We start from the raw sequence: 22320 nt of genomic DNA, 5'->3' as shown, positions 1-22320 counted from the left end.
ATCATTTTTACGTTGAAACAGTTGTCGGTTCATTTTCTATCCTTTGCATCTTCCTCATCCGTTTTTCAAATGTAGCTACATGAGAAATACCATGATTACGTAATGTTTTCACATTTTCCCGAACATAATTTCCTAAATCATTTGGATAATGAGCATCTGATGAAAGAGTAATAGGTACTTTATGCTTTGCCAATACTTGCAAATAAAGTGGACTTGGACACATTTCTCGAACAGGATAACGATAATATAACCCTGCATTTACTTCCGTTGCTGTATTTGTCTCTACTAATGCCTGAGCAATTCTTTCGTAATATGGAATCTGTACATTTTCATCTAATCGATAATTAAATACTTTTATATTATCAAGATGAGCTACAATATCAAATAACTTGGAATGAATTGCTTTTTCCACTGTTTCAAAAAACACATCATATAATTCATTCAACTCATGGTTTTCAAAATATTCTTTCGTATCTGGGTTATCAAATCCCCACCCTTCAATAAAATGTACCGATCCAATGACGTAATCCCAATCACCTAATGTTAATAAATCTTCTAGTTCTTGCTCGCCACCAATAAAATAATCAGCTTCAATCCCGAGGCGCAGCACGACTCCCCGTTTTTCCCACCGCTCTTTTGCTTCTTGGATTGCCTTTGTAAAATCGTGAATCGATGTTACTCGCACTTGATCTAACCATTCTTTCTGCAAATAACCCAGCTTTGAATCACTAATATCCACATATTTTTCGTAGTACTCCTTTGCCTCATAAAAACGATATAAGTGATCAACAATCCCCACTTCTTTTATTCCTTTTCGCAACGCTTCTTCTAAATAAAAATCAATCCATTCTGCTGTAAATGGACCTTCTTCCACACGTTTTTTTAAACGTTCTTGTGTTTTCATAAGCCACTTCACAGAATGTTTTTCTTCTTTGAGTGGTTGAAAATATTCTATCGATTCATTTATTCTCGCCAGCCAGCCTAGCGAATACGGTCCCTCTTCTAAATGAAGGTGATAATCTACTTTCATACGCTCTCCCCCTTATAACGTATCAATTTCTTTTCGTCCCCCTATTTTTGAGAGCTTCCCTTGTCTCTCCTTCACTTCTTCTAACACATCTTCTAACAAAACATTTTTTTCAACTAATAAAACAAAACAGTGATAGATGACATCGACCATTTCTTTTACAAGCTCTTCTTTATTATCATTTTTTGCAGCTATTATAACTTCTGTACATTCTTCTCCTATTTTTTTCAAAATTTTATCTTCACCTTTTATAAATAAATAATTTGTATATGATTCCGAAATTGGATTTTCTTTCCGTATTTGAATTGTTTCATATAACGACTTCAGTACGTCTTCCACCTTCAGTTCCCCCTTATATGATCTTATAATGAAAGCATGTTTTCTCTCCTGTGTGACAAGCTGGTCCTACTTGCTTAACAATAATTACAATCGAATCTTGATCACAATCTAAATAGAGTGATTGAACATACTGCACGTGCCCTGACGTTTCCCCTTTATTCCATAATGCTTGCCGGGAACGTGAATAAAACCATGTTTTCTTCGTTTCTAACGTTTTTTTATACGCTTCTTCATTCATATATGCTAACATCAAAACTTCTTTTGTTTCTTCTTCTACCACAATAGCCGGCAACAATCCCTTTGAGAAATCAGGTATCATAATCTCACCTCAATCTTCGCTCCTTGTAATTTTCGCTTCACCTCTTGAATGGTTGCCTCACCATAGTGAAAAATAGAGGCTGCTAATGCAGCATTTACTGACGTTTTTTGAAACACATTTACAATATGCTCAGCGCTGCCACACCCCCCTGACGCAATAACTGGAATTGAAACAGCTTGTGAAATTGTTTCTGTTAAACGAAGATCATAGCCATCCTTCGTCCCATCTGCATCCATACTCGTAAGTAAAATTTCGCCAGCACCTAATTGTTCTACCTGTTTTGCCCATTGCACAGCATCGACTCCTGTATCAATCCGTCCACCGTTTACATATACATTCCACTTATTTTCTTTTACTTCTCTTGCATCAATTGCGACCACAATACATTGCGAACCGAAATGTTCGGCCCCCTCCTGAATTAACTTTGGATTTCGCACTGCAGCCGAGTTAATTGAAATTTTGTCCGCACCTGCTCTTAGTAACGTATACATATCTTGAACCGATGAAATTCCACCTCCAACTGTAAGTGGAATAAACACTTTTGCCGCTGCTCTCTCTACAACATCCACAATCGTTTTTCTTCCTTCATACGTAGCAGTGATATCTAAAAAAACAATTTCATCTGCACCTGCTTGATTGTACAAATCGGCTATTTCAACAGGATCCCCCACATCTTGTAGTCCTACAAAATTCACACCCTTTACAACACGCCCAGCTTTTACATCTAAACATGGAATGATTCGCTTCGTTAACATATCTTTGTCACCTGCAATGCCTCTTCTAAATCAATTGTTTTTTCATATAACGCTTTTCCGATAATAACGCCATATACATTCATATCTTTTAATTTCTGTACATCTTGCAATGAGCAAACTCCGCCCGATGCAACAATGCGAATGTCCACCGCCTTCTGTAGTAATTGTAATTGCTCAAAGTTTGGTCCCTCTAACGTACCGTCTTTTGCAATATCGGTAAAAATGATTGTTTGTACACCGGTACTCTCCATTTTCTTTGCAAGTTCAATGTAAGAAATTTCAGACACATCTAACCAACCTCTCGTTGCAACGTAACCATTTTTCGCATCAATACCAACAACAATGTTTTCTCCATATAAACGAACTGCTTCTTCTAAAAAAGGACGATCATACAATGCTGCCGTTCCTAAAATAACCTTTTCTACTCCTACTGACAGTAACATTTCAATTGTTTCAATAGAACGTATTCCTCCGCCTACTTGAACCGGAATCCGAACCGCTTTACATATATCTTCAATTACGGAAAGATTCATTGATTGACCAGCAACCGCTCCATCAAGGTCAACAATGTGCAACGTTCTTGCTCCTAACTGTTCAAACAATAACGCTTGAGCAACTGGATTTTCATTCATAACCGTTTCCTTTTGAAATTCTCCTTGATACAGCCTAACACATCGTCCTTGTTTTAAATCGATAGCTGGGAAGATTTCCATGATTCTACCACTCCTTTAAAATTTCTTAATATTTGTATCCCGATATCACCACTTTTTTCAGGGTGAAACTGCGCTCCGAATATATTCCCTTTCGCAACAAATCCTGGAATATCAATCTCATAGTCGCTACTGCCGCATACAACCTCAGCTGGACAATCTGCATAATAAGAATGAACATAATACACAAATGAACCATCTTCAACTCCATTCCACAACTCAATTTCCCGCTTCTTCTTTAATTGATTCCAGCCCATGTGCGGTATTTTATAAGGAACTTCCAGCTTTCTGATCATTCCAGGTAACAAACCTAAACCTTTTGTTCTCTCTATCTCTTCACTCTCTTCAAATAAAAGTTGCATCCCTAAACAAATTCCAAGGAGCGGTTTCTCTTGCCTCCCAATTTCTTGCATCACTGAAACAAGATCTTTTTCCTGCAGGGCAATCATTGCTTTTGGAAAAGATCCAACTCCTGGTAAGATCACACCGTCACTTTGTAATATTCTTTCTTTATCATCTGTTACAATATGCTCAGCCCCAATACGTGTTAACGCTTGTTCAACACTACGAATATTCCCCATCCCATAATCTACAATGGCAATCAATTACAACAGTCCTTTCGTAGAATTTACACCAACAATTTTGTCATTTTTGTCTACTGCTTCGCGCAATGCACGTCCAAATGCTTTAAATAACGCTTCAATTTTGTGGTGCGTATTACTTCCATATAAAATGCGGACATGTAGCGTTATATTCGCCGCATGCGCAACCGCTCTGAAAAATTCCTCTGTCAGCTCTGTATCGAAATCTCCTAACTTAGGATTCTTCAGCTCACCTTGAAACACAAGATAAGATCTACCGCTTATATCAATCGCAGCAAAACCTAACGCTTCATCCATTGGTACATATGCCGATCCATAGCGGTTAATACCTTCCTTATTTTGCAATGCTTCTTTCAAACAGTTTCCAAGCACAATCCCAACGTCTTCAACAGTATGATGAGCGTCAACAAATACATCACCCTCTGCTTCAATTTGCAAACCAAATCGGCCGTGCTTCGCAAACAAAGTTAACATATGATCAAAGAAACCAACACCCGTTTGAATTGAAACGTTTGTACTTTCATCTAGTTGTAAATTCAGTTTAATTTTTGTTTCTGTCGTTCCTCGTATTTGACTTGCTTCGCGCATTATTTCTCCTCCTCAAACCGAATTTGAATTGCTCTTGCATGTGCATGTAACCCCTCTTTATCCGCGAGTGTTGTAATATGATGTTGAACGTTTTGTAACGCTTCTTTCGTGTATGATACAAAGCTTGATTTCTTCACAAAATCATCTACTGATAAGGGCGAAAAGAAACGTGCCGTTCCACTTGTTGGCAGTACATGATTTGGGCCTGCAAAATAATCTCCAAGCGGTTCTGGGGCATATGGACCAATAAAAATCGAACCAGCATGTTTAATATAGCCCAAGGCATTCATCGGTTCATTGATGTGTAACTCTAAATGCTCTGGTGCTATCTCATTCGACAATTGAAACGCATCCTCTAGTGAAGGAACGACGAGAACTGCTCCATTTCTTTCTATTGATTCACGAGCTATTTCCCTTCTTGGTAATTCCTGAAGTTGTACTTTTATTTCGCTTTCTATCTCTTTAGCCAATTCGACACAAGTTGTAATACAAATCGTTGTTGCTCTCACATCATGTTCGGCTTGAGATAACAAATCTGCTACGATAAAAGATGCATTCCCCGTTTTATCAGCAATTACGACAATTTCAGATGGACCTGCAATCATATCGATATGAACCGATCCAAACACCTCACGTTTTGCAAAAGCCACATATATATTCCCCGGACCGACAATTTTATCAACTTTCGGAATCGATTCCGTTCCATATGCTAATGCTGCAATAGCTTGCGCTCCACCTACTGTATAGATTTCGTCTACACCGGCAATTTCAGCAGCTGCTAAAATATGAGGATCTATCCCCTCTTTTCCCGGTGGTGTAACCATGATAACTTTCTGAACACCTGCAATTTTGGCAGGTAATACATTCATGAGTACAGATGAAGGATAAGATGCCGTTCCTCCTGGTACATATACACCAACTGTTTGCAATGGTCTAATTAACTGACCACGAATCACACCTTCGTTCTCACAATCTATAAAGGATTGTCTTTTTTGTTTTTCATGGTATGAAATGATGTTTTTCTTCGCTTCTTGCAATGCTTCTAGAAATGAAATATCTACATATTTATTCGCTTTTTCAACTTCTTCTTTTGGAACACGTAACTTTTGTAATTCAATTCCATCAAAATTTTTTGTATAAAAAAATAGTGCCTCATCTTTCCTTTTTCTTACTCGCTCTACAATTTCTCTTACGCCTATCTGTACAGTTTCTTCTATTATATTAGTCTGTTCTCTTAACTGTTTTATTCTCTTCAATACTTCTGTATACTCTCCATAAATAATCTCCATTACAATCCCCCCTTTTTCATGTACCTGAAGTAATTGCACACTCCATCTTATTGATAATATCGAATATTTCGTCTTTTTTCGTTTTTAAAGCAGCTTTATTCACAATCATTCGAGCAGATATTGGATACATTTCTTCAAATACAATCAACCCATTTTCTTGTAATGTTTTTCCTGTCTCTACAATATCAACGATTGCATCTGCTAACCCTAGCAATGGAGCTATTTCCACAGAACCTTCTATTTTTATAATCTCTACATCTTCTCCTTTTTCTCGAAAATAGTTAGAAGTAATATGTGGATACTTTGTAGCAATTCTCTTTTTTCGATAGCCTTTCGGATTATATGTTGGAATAGAGGCAACACAGAACTTACAACACCCTACACCTAAATCCATCATTTCATATATATCTTTCTCATATTCCATTAAAATATCTTTTCCGACAATCCCAATGTCTGCAACGCCATGTTCTACATACGTTGCAACATCAACTGCTTTCACTAGAATAAAGGAAACGTTCGAACTAGCGCTTTGGAATACAAGCTTCCTTCCTTTATCCATCAATTCTGAACAATCGATCCTAATTTTTTCAAATAGCGGAATGACATGTTTCTCCAGTCTCCCCTTCGTTAACGCAATTTGAATGTTACGCATGAAGTTTCTCCTTCTTTCTGTATGACCCATTTTTCTTTCCACACATATTCCACTAATGCTTTTCCAGTCGCTTCAATTACTTTTATAATTCCATTCTTCTTTGCAAACTGAAATGTATCTTGTAAATTCTCAAACATAGATAGTTCTACTTTCCATCCATCTTTCTGCAGTAATCCACGTAACCTTTCTGCTTCAGCTATCATGTCCAAAGAATAATGAATAATCATATCTAAATTTTTTCGCTGGAACGGTTTTTGCTGTTCTTGTAATGTCCGTACAATTTGATTTACTTGTACAGCTAACCCAACCGCTGGCATTGGTTCTCCAAAATTACCAAGCAATTCATCATATCTTCCGCCACTAACGATTTCTCCTCCAACATCATATATATACCCTCTAAAAATAACTCCTGTATAATAATGCAAATGTTGAATCATCCCGAGATCAATTGATATATATGAACCATATCCTAATTTTTCAATCGTTTTATAGATTTCTTTTACCCGCATAATTGCTTGCTTCATCTCATGATTTGAAGCGAGCTTTTCCGCTTCTTTAATCACTTCAAGTTTTCCGAATAACCTTGGTAACCTTTCAAGTAACTGTACCGTTTCATCACTTCGATCTAAATTCTTTTTTTGTAAAAAACGGGATAGCTCTGCATAGTTTTTACTTTCAATATACGTACGTAAGAGCGACTCCTCTTCTTCTCCAAATGATAATTTTTTAACAATACACTTATATAACTGAACTTGCCCTAATTCTATTGTAAAAGATTGAATTCCTACAGCTTGGAGAGCATGGATTGCACTGACGATACATTCAATTTCAGCACGTATATTATTAATTCCAATGATTTCAATCCCTGTTTGAATGATTTCATTGTATTTTCCAGATAACGATTCGTTTGCTCGAAATACATTCCCGCTATATGTTAGCTTCAGAGCCAAATCCTCTCTGAGCGTTCCCATTACCCTTGCTAGAGGAATTGTCATATCAGGTCTCAACACGATAATCCGCCCTTGCTGATCAAAAAACTTATACATTTTCTCTTCATCTATCGGCCTATTGCGAAAAGCAAAAACATCATAAAATTCAATCGTTGGTGTCCGAATTTCTTCATAACCCCTTTCTAAAAAAGTACGTCGTAATTTTTGTTCAACTTCTTCTATTAACGTACACTCTTCAAATACATAATCTCTTGTTCCATCTGGATTTGCTCGCTTCCATTTTGTCATACCGATTCACACTCCTTTAAACTCTCATCAGTACACTTCCCCTTTTAGTGTATGGCCTACCATAGCAATCACGAACAAAATAAAAAGGGCCTTGTAGAAAAAATACCTACAAGGCCCTTTTTTAGGGTGTAGGTACAACGGGAATAACCCTTGTACCTACACGTTGTTCACGCTAGGTTCAAGGGTTTATGTATGATGATGTAGTTGTGTAAGCATATTAATAGATTGTACTGTGAACATAATCCTTACTCCCTTTCTCCTCTTGTTTTCACATAGTATATAACACAAAATTCAGAATGTAAATACAATTAGAACCTTATATGTATTTTTTTATGACAGCTCGCTAAAAAATTAGCGAGCTATTTTTTGTTCATATTCTTGAATTTTTCGTTCATATTGAAGCGTGATTCCAATTTCATCTAAGCCACTTAATAGCTTTTCTTTCCACACCGTTTCAATTGTAAAATGAAAACGATGTAGCGAAGTTGTAATCACCTCATTCTCTAAATCTACTTCGATGACATCTCTTGGATCAACAGCTGCTAATTTTTCACGCATTTCTTTTTCCATAACGATTGGCAGCATGCCATTTTTCGTACAATTCATATAAAAAATGTCTGCAAATCCTCCCGCAATAATAACACGAAATCCATAGTCAGCAAGTGCCCATGGCGCATGCTCTCTTGATGAACCACAGCCAAAATTTTCACCTGTAATAAGTATACTTGCTCCTTTTCGCTCAGGTGCATTTAATGGAAAATCCGGATTTTCTTGCCTGTCATCCTCATAACGCCACTCATCGAATAAAAATTTCCCAAAACCCGTTCTTTCAACCCTCTTTAAATATTGTTTTGGAATGATTTGATCTGTATCAATGTTATCGTTCATTAGTACAGCAACAGTCCCTCTATGAATACGAAATGGCTCCATCATAACTCTCCTTTCTCACATCAACGAAATGACCATAAAGCGCTGCGGCCGCTGCCATCGCAGGACTAACTAAATGTGTTCTCGCACCCTTCCCTTGTCGTCCTTCAAAATTCCGATTGGAAGTAGAGGCACAATGTTCCCCCTCCGGTACTTGATCTGGATTCATCCCGAGACACATAGAACACCCAGGCTCTCTCCACTCGAATCCTGCTTCTTCAAATATACGATGCAGTCCTTTTTCCATCGCGGCTTTTCGTACTCTTTTAGATCCTGGTACTACAAGTGCCCGCACCCCTTCTTTTACCTTTTTTCCTTTTACAACGGCTGCGGCAATTTCTAAATCTGATAAACGAGAATTTGTACAAGAGCCAATAAATACATGCTGGACCGGAATTCCAAATGCACTTTGTCCTGGCTGGAGCCCCATATATGCAAAAGCTCGTTCATCATTTTTATCACGTGTTTCTGGCAACTGTTCATCGATACGCATGCCCATACTTGGATTTGTTCCCCATGTTACATATGGAGCTAGTTTAGCAACATCTACTAAAATACAAGTATCATATATTGCATCTGGCTCAGTATAGAGCCCCCGCCAATTCGCTACTGCTGATTCGAACTCTTTCGGCGCATACTCACGCCCTTTTACATAAGCAAATGTTTTTTCATCCGGTGCAATAATTCCTGCCTTTGCTCCACCTTCAATCGCCATATTACAAAGTGTCATGCGCTCTTCCATTTCCAGATTTGCAATTGCTTCTCCGTAAAACTCCATCACATATCCAGTTCCAAATGCCACTCCATATGTAGCTAGGAGGTGTAAAATTATATCTTTTGCATATACCCCTTTAGGTAATTTCCCTTTTAATTCAATCCCCATTGCTTTTGGCTTTCGCTGCCACAATGTTTGGGTCGCTAATACATGCTCTACTTCACTTGTACCAATTCCAAATGCTAACGCTCCAAAGGCTCCATGTGTTGCCGTATGACTATCGCCACATACAATGGTCTTCCCCGGCTGCGTTAGTCCAAGTTCTGGTCCAATAACATGGACAATCCCTTGATTTTCATCATCAATATCCGCTAATGGAATATTAAATTGCTTACAATTTTCACGAAGCGTATCTAATTGTTGCTTCGAAATACGATCTGTAATATTCCAAACATCCTTTGTTGGAATATTATGATCCATCGTTGCAAATGTTAAATCTGGTCTCCGAACATTTCGATTTGCAAGCCGCAAGCCTTCAAAGGCTTGCGGGGATGTCACTTCATGTATGAGATGAAGATCGATATATAGTAAATCTAATCCATTTTCATTTGTCGCAACAACATGTCTTTCCCACAATTTATCTAGTAACCTTTTCGCCATTATCTCCCTCTCCCTACTAACGCTTGTTCTTCCATTTCTTGCAGTACACACTTCGTAAAGGAAGATGTTGTTTCATTTCCACCTATATCAGCTGTACATTTACCAGATCGAAGGACTGCGGAAATTGCTTCTTCAATTGCTTCTCCTTCTCTTTTCAAATCAAAAGATTGTCCTAGCATCATCGCAACTGAACGCATCATTGCAATTGGATTCACCTTATTTTTCCCGGCAATATCTGGTGCTGATCCATGGATTGGTTCATACAGCGAAGGACCATTCTCCGCATGACTTGCCGATGGAAGCATCCCAAGTGATCCAGCTAATACAGATGCTTCATCACTTAAAATATCACCAAATAAATTTTCTGTTACAATTACATCAAATCGAGCTGGATTACGAATCAATTCCATCGCGGCTGCATCTACTAAAATATGTTCAAGTTCAACATTCGGATAGCGAAGCGCCACTTCTTCTGTTTTTTCCCTCCAAAGTTTGCTTGACTCTAAAACATTTGCTTTATCAATAGAAGTAACTTTTTTACGACGTTTACTTGCCAGTTGAAAAGCGTAAGAAACAATGCGCTCAATTTCATGACGGTGATAAGTGAGTGTGTCTGTTGCTACTTCTTCTGTTTTTTCTTTTGGAAAGGAGAAATAAATCCCGCCCGTTAATTCACGAACGACAACAAAATCCACCTCATCAGCCGCCTTCAATGGCGATAAATGGGCAGTTGCTGCATCTACAGTGACAGGACGAACATTAGCAAATACACCAAGCCCTTTTCGAAGCGCCAGCAATCCTTTTTCCGGCCTTTCTTTTACTTCGTCCCAGCGCGGTCCACCAACCGAACCTAGCAATACAGCATCACTTGCTAAACATGAAGCTAAGGTTCTTGACGGCAATGGTTTCCCGCACGAATCAATTGCAGCTCCCCCAAATTGTTCATCTTGTAAATAAAAATGATGACCATATAATCTTTCTACCATGTTTAATACTTTCTTTGCACTCTCCATAATCTCTGGCCCAACACCGTCACCTGCTAAGCAAACAATACGTTTTTCCAATGATCAGCACCCCTTTTATTATTTAACTGATTATTCTGAATTTAATCAAGAGAAGCAGGGAGATTCCCCACTTCTCAAACATTATTTTGCAAGCAATAACAAAGCCTTTAATTTCCCTACTGCATGCACATAGGCCCTTGCCGATGCTTCTAATACATCTTGTGCAACACCAAAGCCTGCAACTTGATGAGTCCCTTCTTTCAATTCAACATGAACATGAGCTAGTGCATCCTGTCCTTGTGTAATGGATTGAATGCGATAATCTGCTAATTCACATTCCATTCCTAAAATTCTTTGAATTGCATTATAAATTGCCTCAATACTTCCTGCCCCTGTTGCTGCATCTTCGTACACATTTCCTTCCTCATCTTCCAGTGCAACTGTTGCACATTGCGTACTGTTGGAGACAAAATGTACTTGCAGTTGTTTAATGTTATACTGCTGTGCTAGAAATGCGGTTTCTCCTAGCACTAACGCACGTAAATCTTCTTCTGTAATCTCTTTTTTACGATCTGCTAATCTCTTAAATGCACTGAATGCTATATCTCGCTCTTCCTCCGTAAAATCATAACCAAGCTCCTTCATTTTTTCAGTAAAAGCGTGGCGACCAGAATGCTTTCCTAGTACAAATAAATTTTGCGATTCACCAATTAGTTCTGGTTCAATGATTTCATATGTTGTTACTTCTTTTAATACACCATCTTGATGAATACCTGATTCATGTGCAAATGCATTCGCTCCAACAATCGCCTTATTTTTTGGAACAATCATACCTGTTAAACGACTTACTAATGTACTTGATTCTTTAATCTCTTTTAATGTTATAGAAGATCCTGCTTCATAATAGTCTTTTCTAATATGCAAGGCAACTGCTACTTCTTCCAAGGCAGCATTACCTGCACGTTCTCCAATCCCATTGATTGTTCCCTCTACTTGTAGTGCCCCTCCTTCAATAGCCGCCAATGAATTCGCTACTGCCATACCAAGATCATCGTGACAATGGCAAGAGAAAATGGTTTTTTCATAAGAAGGAACATATTCTTGTAAGTATTTAAAGAGAGAATAGTATTCTTCAGGATTCGTATAGCCAACTGTATCAGGAATATTAACAACATCCGCTCCAGCACGAATCGCAACTTCCACAGCTTCTGCTAAAAAAGGACGAGCCGTTCTCGTTGCATCTTCTGCCGAAAATTGCACTGTTGGGAATAAAGATTTCCCTAAAGTTACAGAGCGATGAATACTATCTAGTACATCTTCTTTTGACATACAAAGCTTATATTTCATATGAATATCACTCGTTGCCAAAAAAACATGTAACCTCGGTGATACTGCACCTTTTACCGCTTCATACGCTCTTTGAATATCACTTTCCTTCGCCCTTGCAAGACTCATAACGGAAGCATTTTGAATCGTTTCCGCAATACGCTTTACTGAACGAAAATCCCCTTCAGAAGCTGCTGCAAATCCCGCTTCCATCACATTAATCCCGAGTTTTTCTAACTGCCTTGCAATCTGCAATTTTTCTTGTTCATTTAAATTGACTCCGGGTGATTGTTCGCCATCACGAAGCGTCGTATCCATGAACAAAATCTGTTTCATATTATTTAACCTCCGCCTTTACTTTCGGTTGTACAAATGGCATCATTTCACGTAATTTACGTCCAACAACTTCAATTTGATGTTCATTCTCCTTAGCATTTGTTGCATGGAAATGCGGTCTTCCTGCTTTATGCTCTGCAATCCACCCTCTTGCAAATGTACCATCTTGGATTTCTTTTAACACTTCACCCATCGCTTTCTTCGTATGTTCTGTTACAACGCGTGGTCCTGATACAAAATCGCCCCACTGCGCTGTATCGGAAACAGAATATCTCATATTTTCAAGTCCACCTTCATACATTAGGTCAACAATAAGCTTCAGTTCATGTAAGCATTCAAAGTAAGCAAGCTCTGGCTGGTAACCAGCATCTACTAATGTTTCAAACCCTGCCTTTACAAGCGCAGTAACTCCTCCGCAAAGTACAGCTTGTTCTCCAAATAGATCCGTTTCTGTTTCTTCTTTAAATGTAGTTTCTAGCACCCCGGCTCTCGTTGCTCCAATTCCATCTGCATAGGATAATGCTTTTTCAGTTGCTTTTCCTGTTGCGTCTTGATATACAGCAAATAATGCTGGAACCGCTCCACCTTCAGTAAATGTACGACGTACTAAATGCCCCGGTCCTTTCGGCGCTACTAGAAATACATCTACATCTTCTGGTGGCGTAACCTGATTAAAGTGAACGTTGAATCCATGTGCAAACACGAGTGAATTCCCAGCTTGTAAATTCGGTTCAATTTCTGATTCGTATACTTCTGGTTGCAACTCATCTGGAAGAAGAATCATGACTACATCAGCAAATTTTGTAGCCTCCGCGACTGGATATACAGAAAAACCATCCTCTTTCGCCTTTTCCCATGACTTCCCTGGCCTTAATCCAACTACTACATCAAAACCATTATCACGTAAGTTTTGTGCATGAGCATGACCTTGGGAACCATATCCAACAATCGCCACTTTTTTCCCCTTTAATACATTTACCTCTACATCTTTCTCATAATAAACTTTTGCCATTTTCTTTCTCCCCCTATATTTAAATGATTAATGAATTAACATAATTTGTTTATCTTGCTTTTTCATACTACGCGTAAATGCAGTAACGCCTGTTCTTGCAATTTCTTTTAAACCATACGGGCGCAAAAGCTCAATTAACGCCTCTACCTTTTCTTGCGTACCCGTTACTTGCACAACGATGGAATCCTTCCCAACATCTATTACAGCGGCTCGAAACGGTTCAATTAAACTATATAATTCTGATCTTGACACACTTGTTGTTGCTACTTTAATGAGAGCAAGTTCCCTCGCAATCATTGCTTCTCCTGTTATGTCAGACACTTTTAATACATCAATTTGTTTATGAAGTTGTTTAATGAGCTGTTCTACTTGTTGTTCATTTGCAACATGAACAACAAATGTCATTCGTGAAATATCGGACGATTCTGTATGCCCAACAGAAATACTTTCAATGTTAAAATGCCTTCTTGTCATAACACCTGTGATTCGATTTAATACGCCACTTTGATTTCGAACAGTTGCCGTGACAATCCTTTTCATCGTTTTTCCACCCCCTCCATTTGATGAACCCCTTTTCCTGGAGCAACCATCGGCATAACTTTTTCAGACTGTAATACTCTGCAATCAATGACGACAGGTTCTTGCAAATCAATCGCCGCTTGCAATTGCTCCTTCGCAAGTAACGGATTTTCAATTCGCACCCCTTTTATGCCATATGCATGGGCCAGTGCTACAAAATCAGGCTGACAAGAGAGTAACGAATGAGAATATCTTTGGTTATAAAATTCATCTTGCCACTGCCTTACCATTCCTAAAGCTTCATTATTTAAAATCAAAACTTTAACCGGTAAGGAATGTTCTTTCAATACGCTCAGTTCTTGTAATGTCATTTGAAAACCAGCATCACCAACAATCGCTACAACCAATTCTTTCGGTCTTGCAATTTGTGCACCAATAGCAGCAGGAAAGCCAAATCCCATTGTGCCAAGTCCCCCTGATGTCACCCACTTATTCGGGTCCTTTAGTGGATAATATTGAGCAGCCCACATTTGATGCTGACCAACGTCAGTTGTGACAATTGCTTTTCCTTTTGTAATTTCATATAACATATCAATTGCCGCTTGCGGTTTAATCTCTTCAGAATCTTGATCATAGAAAAATGGATATTGTTCTTTTCTGCTTTTTAAAAGCGATAACCATGCACTATGATTTTCTTTTCTGCCTTTACACTCTAGCAATGCCTGCAAAGCTTGCTTCGCACTAGCTACAATCGGAATTTCTGTAGGAACATTTTTCCCAATCTCTGCTGGGTCAATATCAATATGCGCAACTGTAGCATCCTTAGCAAAATGCTGTAAATTCCCTGTTAGACGATCGTCAAATCTTGCACCGATATTTATGAGTAAATCACACTCATATAATGCCATGTTTGCTGTATATGAACCATGCATACCTCCCATTCCTAGAAATAATTCATCTTCTGGTGGAAATCCCCCTAGTCCAAGAAGTGTATGAACAACAGGTATACAGTGCATTCTTGCAAAATTTGTTAATTCTTGCGAGGCTTTCGCGTGCAATACACCTGCTCCAGCTAAAATCAAAGGTTTTTCGGCCACATCAATCGCTTGTAATAACTTGTTAATTTGCAATGAATTCGGCTCATAATTTGGTTGATATCCCGGTAAATCCATTTGCACGTCACTACATCGTTCTCCTTTTTCTACTACCATGTTTTTAGGAAGATCGATAACGACTGGTCCTGGTCGACCCGTTTTCGCAATATGAAACGCTTCTTTAATAATTCTTGGTAAATCTGAAGCCTTGCGCACTTGATAATTATGTTTCGTTACCGGCATCGTAAGCCCCATAATATCCGCCTCTTGGAAAGCATCACTTCCAATTAACGTTGTAGCTACTTGACCTGTGAAAACAACAAGTGGCAGTGAATCAATCATTGCATCTGCAAGACCCGTAATCACATTTGTTGCACCCGGTCCACTTGTTGCAATCACAACACCTGGTTTCCCGGTAACCCTTGCATAGCCTTCTGCTGCATGGATTGCCCCTTGTTCATGCCTCGTTAAAATATGAGGAATTTCACAATCATAAATTGCATCATATAATGGCAGAACAGCTCCTCCAGGATACCCAAAAATAACTTCTACCTCTTCCTTTCCTAGCGCTTCTAACAACAGCTGTGCACCAGTTGCCATTTTCTCTTCCGTTTTCGAAGACATCTCTCTTTTAACCTCCTTTAAAATTTTCTTATACAATAAAAAAATCCTACGTCCACACTCCAGCTATGTGCTGAAGGGACGAAAGATTTCGCGGTACCACCCTTCTTCGCAAGAATATCTCTTGCCTCAGTGACTCGGGATGAGTCTAGCTAATAACGGAGCTACCGTCTAAGCCTAGACAAACGCTTCAGCTTAGCACTCAAGGGCGATGTTCGTCGACGTGAACCATCGGTTTCCAGCAACCACCGACTCTCTGTGAGGCTTCACAATCAACTACTCCTCCCTATCAACGCTTTACAAATTTATATTTCATTACATTTCTATCATCCAACTTTATTTTCTTCGTAAATTTTCTCTCCATCTTCTACAACTAATTTACGAAACTCTTCCAATAAGCGATTTGTATGTGGCCCCGTTTTCCCAGACCCAATTGTTCTTCCATCAACTGTCGTAACTGCAATCACTTCAGCTGCAGTTCCTGTTAAAAATACTTCATCAGCTACATATACATCGTGTCTTGTAAATAGTTCTTCTCTTACGTCATACCCAAGCTTTTCTCCAATTTCCAAAATAGCGTTTCGTGTAATACCTTCTAATGCTCCCGCAGAACTTGGTGGTGTAATTAATTTATTTCCTTTTACAATGAACACATTATCACCAGATCCTTCTGCGACATACCCTTGCTCATTTAACATAAGTGCTTCTTGCACACCAGCCAGTTTTGCTTCAATTCGAACTAAAATATTATTTAAATAGTTCAAAGACTTTACTTGAGGCGTTAATACATCCGGGCGATTACGACGCGTCGCAACCGTCACAACAGGTATCCCTTTTTCGTAATATTCAGCCGGAAATAAAGATAACTGTTCCGCAATTACAACAACATTTGGTTTCAAACAAGAATCAGGGTCTAATCCAAGATTCCCAGCTCCCCGTGATACTACTAAACGGATATATCCATTCAATAGCTTATTTTGACGAATTGTTTCAACAACAATATTTGTTACTTCGTCTAACGTATATGGAATTTCCAACATAATGGATTTTGCTGACTCATATAAGCGAATAAGATGTTCTTTCAGCCTGAAGACATTGCCACCATAGACACGAATTCCTTCAAACACCCCATCGCCATATAAATAACCATGATCATATACTGAAACTTTTGCTTCGTCTTTTGGAACAAATTCTCCATTTAAGAAAATCCATTGCTCATTCACTGAAAAGCGCCTCCTATGTCCTGTGAATTTTTTATTGTTTCCTAGTTTACTCTCCTTTTTAAATAAATCAAGTTAATTTTTAGAAAATTTATAATTTTTAATTTTATATATATCCTCGTTTATATTGATTTATCAACATTGTTAACGTTTACAAAATATAAAAAAATATTTTCCGTCACTTTTCCTCAAAAAAATATTTGTTTAAAAGAAGGATTTTTGTCAGATAGTGCGAATCTATTGTATTCAATAAACGGACGTCCGATTTTGTATATTCAGGAATAAAAACGACTTTTGATTGAAAAGGAGGAAAATAAAAACATAATAACATTGTATAAAAATAACAATCATATTTTTCATGTAGCTTTCATAATCCTATTTAAAAAAAACAATTTGTCAAACAAAGGAGGAAAATAATATGGCATGTGTACAAATTAAAGGAACGAGACAAGAGGTAGTAGAAATGTTACAACTATTTGATTTAATGGATACGAAAGGTCTATGTAAATTTAACAATTACGTAGAGGTGTATCCAAATGAAGAACAGAATAACAACTTCATCGCCTCAATTGATATTCAGTCAAATGATAATTCTTCCCAAGATCAATTAAACGACCAATTTGTAAGTCAAATGCTAACTGGTGTGTATAACGACTAATAAAGTGAAACTTTAATCAGTGGGGGTTCTTCATCCCCCACTGATTATTAGCCCTCACCAATCGGGCTTTTACGGGCAGTTTATCTCCCACCTAACTTCTTTAGAAAAACGGAAGCAGCTCGCTCAGAATTGCAGGACGTTGGAGCCCTAGGCAGAGAAGCGCTTTTTGCCTCGTCCGAGGGGGCGAAACGACCGGAGATTCTAGCCGCTAGAGCTGGACATTGCTCCGCCGAATTTTGAGGTGGGAGTATTACTGCCCTAAAATAGCGGGATAAATTAGCACTCCTACTTTATATTTACACTTTCCTATCATCTTTTTCTCAAATATATAAATATCTGCTAAAAATTTGAGAATATTACTAGATGGTAGGAGGTGAAAATCATGGCGAAAATTGGTGTTGAAAATTCTTTAACAGATGTCCAACAAGCACTACAACAAAAAGGGCATGAAGTAGTTTCACTACGCTCTGAAAATGATGCGCAAGGATGCGATTGTTGCGTCGTAACTGGGCTGGATTCTAATGTAATGGGAATCAGCAATGTATCTACAAAAGGTTCTGTGATTGAGGCGAGTGGTTTAACAACAGATGAAATTTGTCAACAAGTTGAAAGCAGACTGTAAAAAATATCTTATCTATTACATGTAGCTTACAAAAAAGAGAAGCCTCCTTATGAAAAGGAGACTTCTCTTTTTTATATTCACCTAACGGGAAAGTAACATATACTGGATGAAAGCCCTACCTCTCTCTCATCAACACGGTTCCTCTGACCGCTCCTTGATACACTAGTATGTGTATAAGCTTACAAATACAATTTTTTGGGTTTATTCACAAAAGTTGTTGGTAAAATTACCCGATCTTTCGCAAACTTTTCATGTTGCATTTATAAGAAATATCCAATATATACTAGCTGTAACCGAGACACGAAATAAAATTATAACACCATGAAACAAATTCGTCAATATTCATTTTAACAAAATAAAAACAGACATCGCGATCTGCCTGTTTTAGAATGGAGCTTTTTCTTTTACTACATATACAACAAATCCGCTTACTAACATACATAAGCCGACAGTAAAATTCTTGATGTTAATCACAACTACCTCTCCCTTATTTCATAAATCATATATATTTACACTTCAATTATATTTATTAGCCATAAGCACACTTTTTCTAATATATCATAATTCCTAAAAAATGCAAGTTTACTCTTTAACGACCGTTTACAAACTTATCTACAGTGCTTGGAACTGTATTCAATGCCTTCTCAATCAAGTGTGTACCACTATGTAAATGTAACACTTGCACACCACCAGATCCTACCACTAAAAACGCAACCGGGTCGATTGAAACCCCTGCACCACTTCCGCCTCCAAATGGATGTACTTGCTTCACCTCTTTTGGTTGTCCTTGTCCTGCCGAACTTTTTCCTAACGATGTTTCCCCTTTAAAATCACTTCCCCCTGCGCCAAAACCAAAGGCAACTTTTGAGACAGTTAAAACAACATTTCCGTCCGCTGTTGAAACAGGACTTCCGACAATTGTATTCACATCAACCATCTCTTTTAAATTTGTCATTGCAGTTTTCATTAAGTTTTCAATTGGATGTTCCATCATTTAAACCACCTTTTTCCTCTTAATTCTTTTTTATACTTTCCAAAATAGAGGAACTCATACCAAGTTTTACAATTCATAAAAAAATAATGATCCATTATCATCTTTTTCAGTCTACAATCTAAAATCAATATAAGACCCTTCACCTCATCCTGATAAAGTGATGAGGTGAAGGGTCTACTTCTTGCCGGATAAAAAAGAAAAATATATACATACTACTAATGAACCTTGTTATGAAAGGAGACATTACTGTGACTGATAAATTCGATGAACGAGATAGAACGAAAGAAGGGGATTATAAAGAAGAGTACGCAGCAGAGGTTGCTCCTCAGCGCATCAACTATAACGATAACGATGACATGAAATCAAAAACAGCGGGCTCAACTGCTGGTTTTATCGCACTTGCTCTTGCTGTATTATCTCTCTTTACATTCCCTACGCTTTTCGGGCTTGTTTCTGTTTTACTTGGCATTTACGCTTATAATCGCGGAGCTACTGTAACTGGTGGTATCGCAGCTATTGTAGGTGGTATTGCTGCACTTGTCGCTCTCTTATTCCGCGTGGCGATTATTGGTTTCTTGTTCGCACTCTTTTAAAGAAAAAAGGTATCTCGCTCTTTGCGAGATACCTTATCCTGTGAAAACATCTTCTGATGGATATCGAATCTTTTGTTTCGCTGGTCGCGCTAGAGAAAATACAAGTGTTAACGGACCAATTAATCCACAAAACATAACAAACATAATAATACATTTTCCCATAGCTGATAACTTTGCTGTAATCCCCATCGATAATCCAACTGTACCAAATGCAGAAATCGTTTCAAATAACAATTGAACAAAACTAAAATCATCTGTTAGCATCAGCAAAAATACCGCTACGAAAATAAGGATTTGGCTAGCAATAACAATCGCCAATGCTCTCGTTACCGTCGACATTTTAATTGTACGACGAAATAAAACAAAGTCCTCTTTCTTTCTAAAAAAGGCTACAACCGATATAATTAAAATAACAAATGTTGTTAACTTAATGCCCCCACCTGTTGAAACACTTCCTGCACCTATAAACATTAAAATCATCGTAAACAATATTGACGATTCTTCCATTCTACCATAATCAATCGTATTAAATCCTGCAGTCCTCGGTGTAATTCCTTGGAAAAATGAGGCCCAGAATTTTTCACTTAAAGACAAAGGGCCTAATGTTTTTACATTGTTATACTCCAATATAAAAATCACAATAATCGCAATAACATTAAGGACTACTGTGCCAACAATCATGATTTTCGAATGGAGTGATAGTTTCTGAAAACTACGGCTATACCATATATCAATTAGCACTGTAAAACCTAAACCACCTATAACAATTAAAGAACAAATTCCAATATTAATAATAGGATCTCCTACATAACGTGTTAAATTATCAGGCCAAAGGGCAAATCCGGCATTATTATAAGCTGCAATAACATGAAAGATACTATAATATAACCCTTTCCCGAAACCAAATTCCGGAATAAATCGAATAGATAAAAAAGCAACACCTATTAATTCAATGCAAATAGAAAAAATAAAGACACGCTTTACTAATTTTACAAGACCACCTATATTCGTTTGATTAAACGCTTCTCCAATTAATAATCGGTGGCGCAATCCAATTTTCTTTCCTAATATCCATACAATTAAAATCGCAATTGTCATTAATCCTAGACCACCCGTTTGAATTAACAACATAATGATGATTTGACCAAACATTGTAAAAGTACTAGCAGTATCTACAACTCCTAAACCTGTTACCGTTGCTGCCGATGTTGCTGTGAAAAAAGCGTCTACCCAACTAATTGATTCTTTTGTCGCAAATGGTAGTTTTAATAACATTCCTCCGACCACAATTAAACAAAAAAAGCCCATTGCTAAAATTTGAGGCGGGCTTAGTCGGATTAAACGATTGTAAAACCCTTTTTTTGTTGCTCCCATATCACTAACTCCCTTAATAAAGTAACACCTATATCTATATCCGTATGTCCATGGTCCGGTGTACTTAAAACATATCTTACAGATAATCATTTTATAACGAGATTTTTTATTTCTTGTACTTTTAAATCAAACTCTCTTGAGCGAATAAATTTTTTATACTCCCATGATATAGTTGAGCATAATCCTTTTTTTCATAGATTTCAACTCTTATTTTCATACAAATTGAACCCACTATTATTAAGGCGTTTCCTTCTTATTTCACTGATAGAAATGCCTTACTAAAAAATCTAATTAACCCTTTTCACACTATTTTTATCTTCATAAAAGTGACCGTTCCACTTGAATAAAGTAAAACTTTTAAAATCCCCATACCTTTCACTTCGAATTCACATTAAGGTCACATCTATCTTTTATATTATAACTATCAAAGCTGTTCCTCCCTAATAATGAGGCATTCCCCAGTGTCTCGAACAGCTTTCCATCCCTAATTAAAATTGACATAAATTGTCCCCTTCCATGACCTTCTTGCACTCGCAAGATGGTCTATTTTTTTATTCACCATACTATCTCCTTTACCGATTCACGAGCTATTCATTTGACTATAAAGCCTCTAACTTTTTTATCTTTCATCTATGATCAAAATAGAGAAAAACTTTTAAAATCCCTATACCTTTCACTTCAAGTTCACATTGAATTCACACCTATCTTTTATATTATAACTATCGAAGCTGTTCCTCCCTAATAATGAGGCATTCCCCAGTGTCTCGAACAGCTTTCCATCCCTAATTAAAATTGACATAAATTGTCCCCTTCCATGACCATCTTGCACTCGCAAGATGGTCTATTTTTTATCTTAAAATATAATTTTATTTTTAAATTCTTCCATATAGAATAATGAATATAATGCGGATAGCTCCGCAGTTTCATAAGAAAGGAGTGAATATATTCACTCCTTTCTTGATTTACTTCCTTTTTTCGAACGATATTCTTTCCCCTTATTATCATTACCCGTCACAAATTCCGAACTAAACTCTTGTTGAAATTGCCCTGTTTTGGGCGATCCTTGATTTCCACTCCCTTGACTACCATTACGATTTGTCATTTTCCTTCCTCCTTTCATACTGGT

25 protein-coding genes and 1 other annotated feature are annotated in these 22320 nt (G+C 37.6%); of the genes, 3 read left to right on the top strand and 22 right to left on the bottom strand.

From position 1 onward, the window contains the following. Window positions 1-7: 7 nt before the first annotated feature. The 18 genes from LOK41_RS12570 to ilvE form a co-directional block, all read right to left on the bottom strand. Complete coding sequence (locus LOK41_RS12570) at window positions 8-1030, bottom strand: histidinol phosphate phosphatase domain-containing protein (protein ID WP_241816790.1); 1023 nt, start codon at window positions 1028-1030, stop codon at window positions 8-10. Between the two features lie 12 nt (window positions 1031-1042). Continuing rightward, window positions 1043-1366 (bottom strand): phosphoribosyl-ATP diphosphatase, encoded by a 324-nt coding sequence (hisE, locus tag LOK41_RS12565; RefSeq protein WP_241816789.1) that lies wholly within the window; start codon window positions 1364-1366, stop codon window positions 1043-1045. Window positions 1367-1379: 13 nt separating this feature from the next. Next, on the bottom strand, window positions 1380-1685 hold the full coding sequence (gene hisI, locus LOK41_RS12560) for a phosphoribosyl-AMP cyclohydrolase (protein ID WP_241816787.1): 306 nt from the start codon (window positions 1683-1685) through the stop codon (window positions 1380-1382). Then, window positions 1682-2440: an imidazole glycerol phosphate synthase subunit HisF gene (gene hisF, locus LOK41_RS12555; RefSeq protein WP_241816786.1), complete on the bottom strand. Its 759-nt coding sequence runs from the start codon at window positions 2438-2440 to the stop codon at window positions 1682-1684. The genes hisI and hisF overlap by 4 nt, the downstream gene beginning before the upstream one ends. After that, entirely contained in the window at window positions 2434-3153 is a 720-nt protein-coding gene (hisA, locus tag LOK41_RS12550) for a 1-(5-phosphoribosyl)-5-[(5-phosphoribosylamino)methylideneamino]imidazole-4-carboxamide isomerase (RefSeq protein ID WP_241816785.1), read from the bottom strand. The genes hisF and hisA overlap by 7 nt, the downstream gene beginning before the upstream one ends. Next, the gene (gene hisH, locus LOK41_RS12545; protein ID WP_241816784.1) at window positions 3126-3755 is read right to left on the bottom strand and encodes an imidazole glycerol phosphate synthase subunit HisH; all 630 of its coding nucleotides are present in this window, start codon (window positions 3753-3755) and stop codon (window positions 3126-3128) included. Before hisH ends, hisA begins: the two co-directional genes overlap by 28 nt. After that, the gene (hisB, locus tag LOK41_RS12540) at window positions 3756-4340 is read right to left on the bottom strand and encodes an imidazoleglycerol-phosphate dehydratase HisB (RefSeq protein WP_241816783.1); all 585 of its coding nucleotides are present in this window, start codon (window positions 4338-4340) and stop codon (window positions 3756-3758) included. After that, window positions 4340-5629, bottom strand: coding sequence for a histidinol dehydrogenase (gene hisD / locus LOK41_RS12535; protein WP_241816782.1), 1290 nt, complete (start codon window positions 5627-5629; stop codon window positions 4340-4342). The genes hisB and hisD overlap by 1 nt, the downstream gene beginning before the upstream one ends. Window positions 5630-5645: 16 nt before the next feature. After that, a complete protein-coding gene (gene hisG / locus LOK41_RS12530) occupies window positions 5646-6281 on the bottom strand; it encodes an ATP phosphoribosyltransferase (protein WP_241816780.1) in 636 nt (211 codons plus the stop codon). Continuing rightward, window positions 6257-7519, bottom strand: coding sequence for an ATP phosphoribosyltransferase regulatory subunit (gene hisZ / locus LOK41_RS12525; RefSeq protein ID WP_241816779.1), 1263 nt, complete (start codon window positions 7517-7519; stop codon window positions 6257-6259). The genes hisG and hisZ overlap by 25 nt, the downstream gene beginning before the upstream one ends. Before the next feature lie 351 nt (window positions 7520-7870). Further along, on the bottom strand, window positions 7871-8449 hold the full coding sequence (gene leuD / locus LOK41_RS12520) for a 3-isopropylmalate dehydratase small subunit (RefSeq protein WP_241816778.1): 579 nt from the start codon (window positions 8447-8449) through the stop codon (window positions 7871-7873). Continuing rightward, on the bottom strand, window positions 8427-9821 hold the full coding sequence (gene leuC / locus LOK41_RS12515) for a 3-isopropylmalate dehydratase large subunit (RefSeq protein WP_241816777.1): 1395 nt from the start codon (window positions 9819-9821) through the stop codon (window positions 8427-8429). The genes leuD and leuC overlap by 23 nt, the downstream gene beginning before the upstream one ends. Then, on the bottom strand, window positions 9821-10885 hold the full coding sequence (gene leuB / locus LOK41_RS12510; RefSeq protein ID WP_241816775.1) for a 3-isopropylmalate dehydrogenase: 1065 nt from the start codon (window positions 10883-10885) through the stop codon (window positions 9821-9823). The genes leuC and leuB overlap by 1 nt, the downstream gene beginning before the upstream one ends. 81 nt (window positions 10886-10966) lie before the next feature. Next, entirely contained in the window at window positions 10967-12487 is a 1521-nt protein-coding gene (locus LOK41_RS12505; RefSeq protein ID WP_241816774.1) for a 2-isopropylmalate synthase, read from the bottom strand. A gap of 1 nt (window position 12488) precedes the next feature. Further along, on the bottom strand, window positions 12489-13499 hold the full coding sequence (ilvC, locus tag LOK41_RS12500) for a ketol-acid reductoisomerase (RefSeq protein ID WP_174099530.1): 1011 nt from the start codon (window positions 13497-13499) through the stop codon (window positions 12489-12491). Window positions 13500-13526: 27 nt separating this feature from the next. Then, window positions 13527-14039 (bottom strand): acetolactate synthase small subunit, encoded by a 513-nt coding sequence (gene ilvN, locus LOK41_RS12495; RefSeq protein ID WP_241816773.1) that lies wholly within the window; start codon window positions 14037-14039, stop codon window positions 13527-13529. Further along, the gene (gene ilvB, locus LOK41_RS12490) at window positions 14036-15736 is read right to left on the bottom strand and encodes an acetolactate synthase large subunit (RefSeq protein WP_241816772.1); all 1701 of its coding nucleotides are present in this window, start codon (window positions 15734-15736) and stop codon (window positions 14036-14038) included. Before ilvB ends, ilvN begins: the two co-directional genes overlap by 4 nt. Window positions 15737-15807: 71 nt before the next feature. Then, window positions 15808-16035, bottom strand: a binding site (T-box leader). A 24-nt stretch (window positions 16036-16059) separates the two neighbouring features. Continuing rightward, window positions 16060-16956 carry a branched-chain-amino-acid transaminase gene (gene ilvE / locus LOK41_RS12485; RefSeq protein WP_241816770.1) on the bottom strand — a complete coding sequence of 299 codons (897 nt, stop codon included), beginning with the start codon at window positions 16954-16956 and terminating at the stop codon, window positions 16060-16062. Window positions 16957-17371: 415 nt separating this feature from the next. Here ilvE and LOK41_RS12480 point away from each other — a divergent pair, with 415 nt between their 5' ends. Further along, window positions 17372-17611, top strand: a complete 240-nt coding sequence (locus tag LOK41_RS12480) for a DUF3911 family protein (RefSeq protein ID WP_174099526.1) — start codon at window positions 17372-17374, stop codon at window positions 17609-17611. Window positions 17612-17993: 382 nt separating this feature from the next. Continuing rightward, window positions 17994-18233 carry a YkuS family protein gene (locus LOK41_RS12475; protein WP_241816768.1) on the top strand — a complete coding sequence of 80 codons (240 nt, stop codon included), beginning with the start codon at window positions 17994-17996 and terminating at the stop codon, window positions 18231-18233. Between the two features lie 384 nt (window positions 18234-18617). On the opposite strand, the gene LOK41_RS12470 is transcribed toward LOK41_RS12475, so the two are convergent. Both LOK41_RS12470 and ytfJ read right to left on the bottom strand, forming a co-directional pair. Continuing rightward, window positions 18618-18707: a hypothetical protein gene (locus tag LOK41_RS12470; RefSeq protein WP_000608217.1), complete on the bottom strand. Its 90-nt coding sequence runs from the start codon at window positions 18705-18707 to the stop codon at window positions 18618-18620. 115 nt (window positions 18708-18822) lie between these two features. Then, window positions 18823-19224 (bottom strand): GerW family sporulation protein, encoded by a 402-nt coding sequence (ytfJ, locus tag LOK41_RS12465; protein WP_174099524.1) that lies wholly within the window; start codon window positions 19222-19224, stop codon window positions 18823-18825. 233 nt (window positions 19225-19457) lie between these two features. On the opposite strand from ytfJ, the gene LOK41_RS12460 reads away from it, so the two are divergent. Next, window positions 19458-19820 (top strand): imidazole glycerol phosphate synthase, encoded by a 363-nt coding sequence (locus tag LOK41_RS12460; RefSeq protein ID WP_241816767.1) that lies wholly within the window; start codon window positions 19458-19460, stop codon window positions 19818-19820. A gap of 33 nt (window positions 19821-19853) precedes the next feature. On the opposite strand, the gene LOK41_RS12455 is transcribed toward LOK41_RS12460, so the two are convergent. Together LOK41_RS12455 and LOK41_RS12450 are read right to left on the bottom strand one after the other, a co-directional pair. After that, complete coding sequence (locus LOK41_RS12455) at window positions 19854-21194, bottom strand: TrkH family potassium uptake protein (RefSeq protein ID WP_241816765.1); 1341 nt, start codon at window positions 21192-21194, stop codon at window positions 19854-19856. A 946-nt stretch (window positions 21195-22140) separates the two neighbouring features. After that, entirely contained in the window at window positions 22141-22296 is a 156-nt protein-coding gene (locus LOK41_RS12450) for a hypothetical protein (protein WP_000184937.1), read from the bottom strand. Window positions 22297-22320 lie beyond the last annotated feature (24 nt).

The sequence above is a fragment of the Bacillus sp. TL12 genome (assembly GCF_022625245.1).
Lineage (GTDB): Bacteria > Bacillota > Bacilli > Bacillales > Bacillaceae_G > Bacillus_A.
Note: the sequence above shows the minus strand (reverse complement) of the source record. Positions and strands in the feature narration are given on the sequence as shown.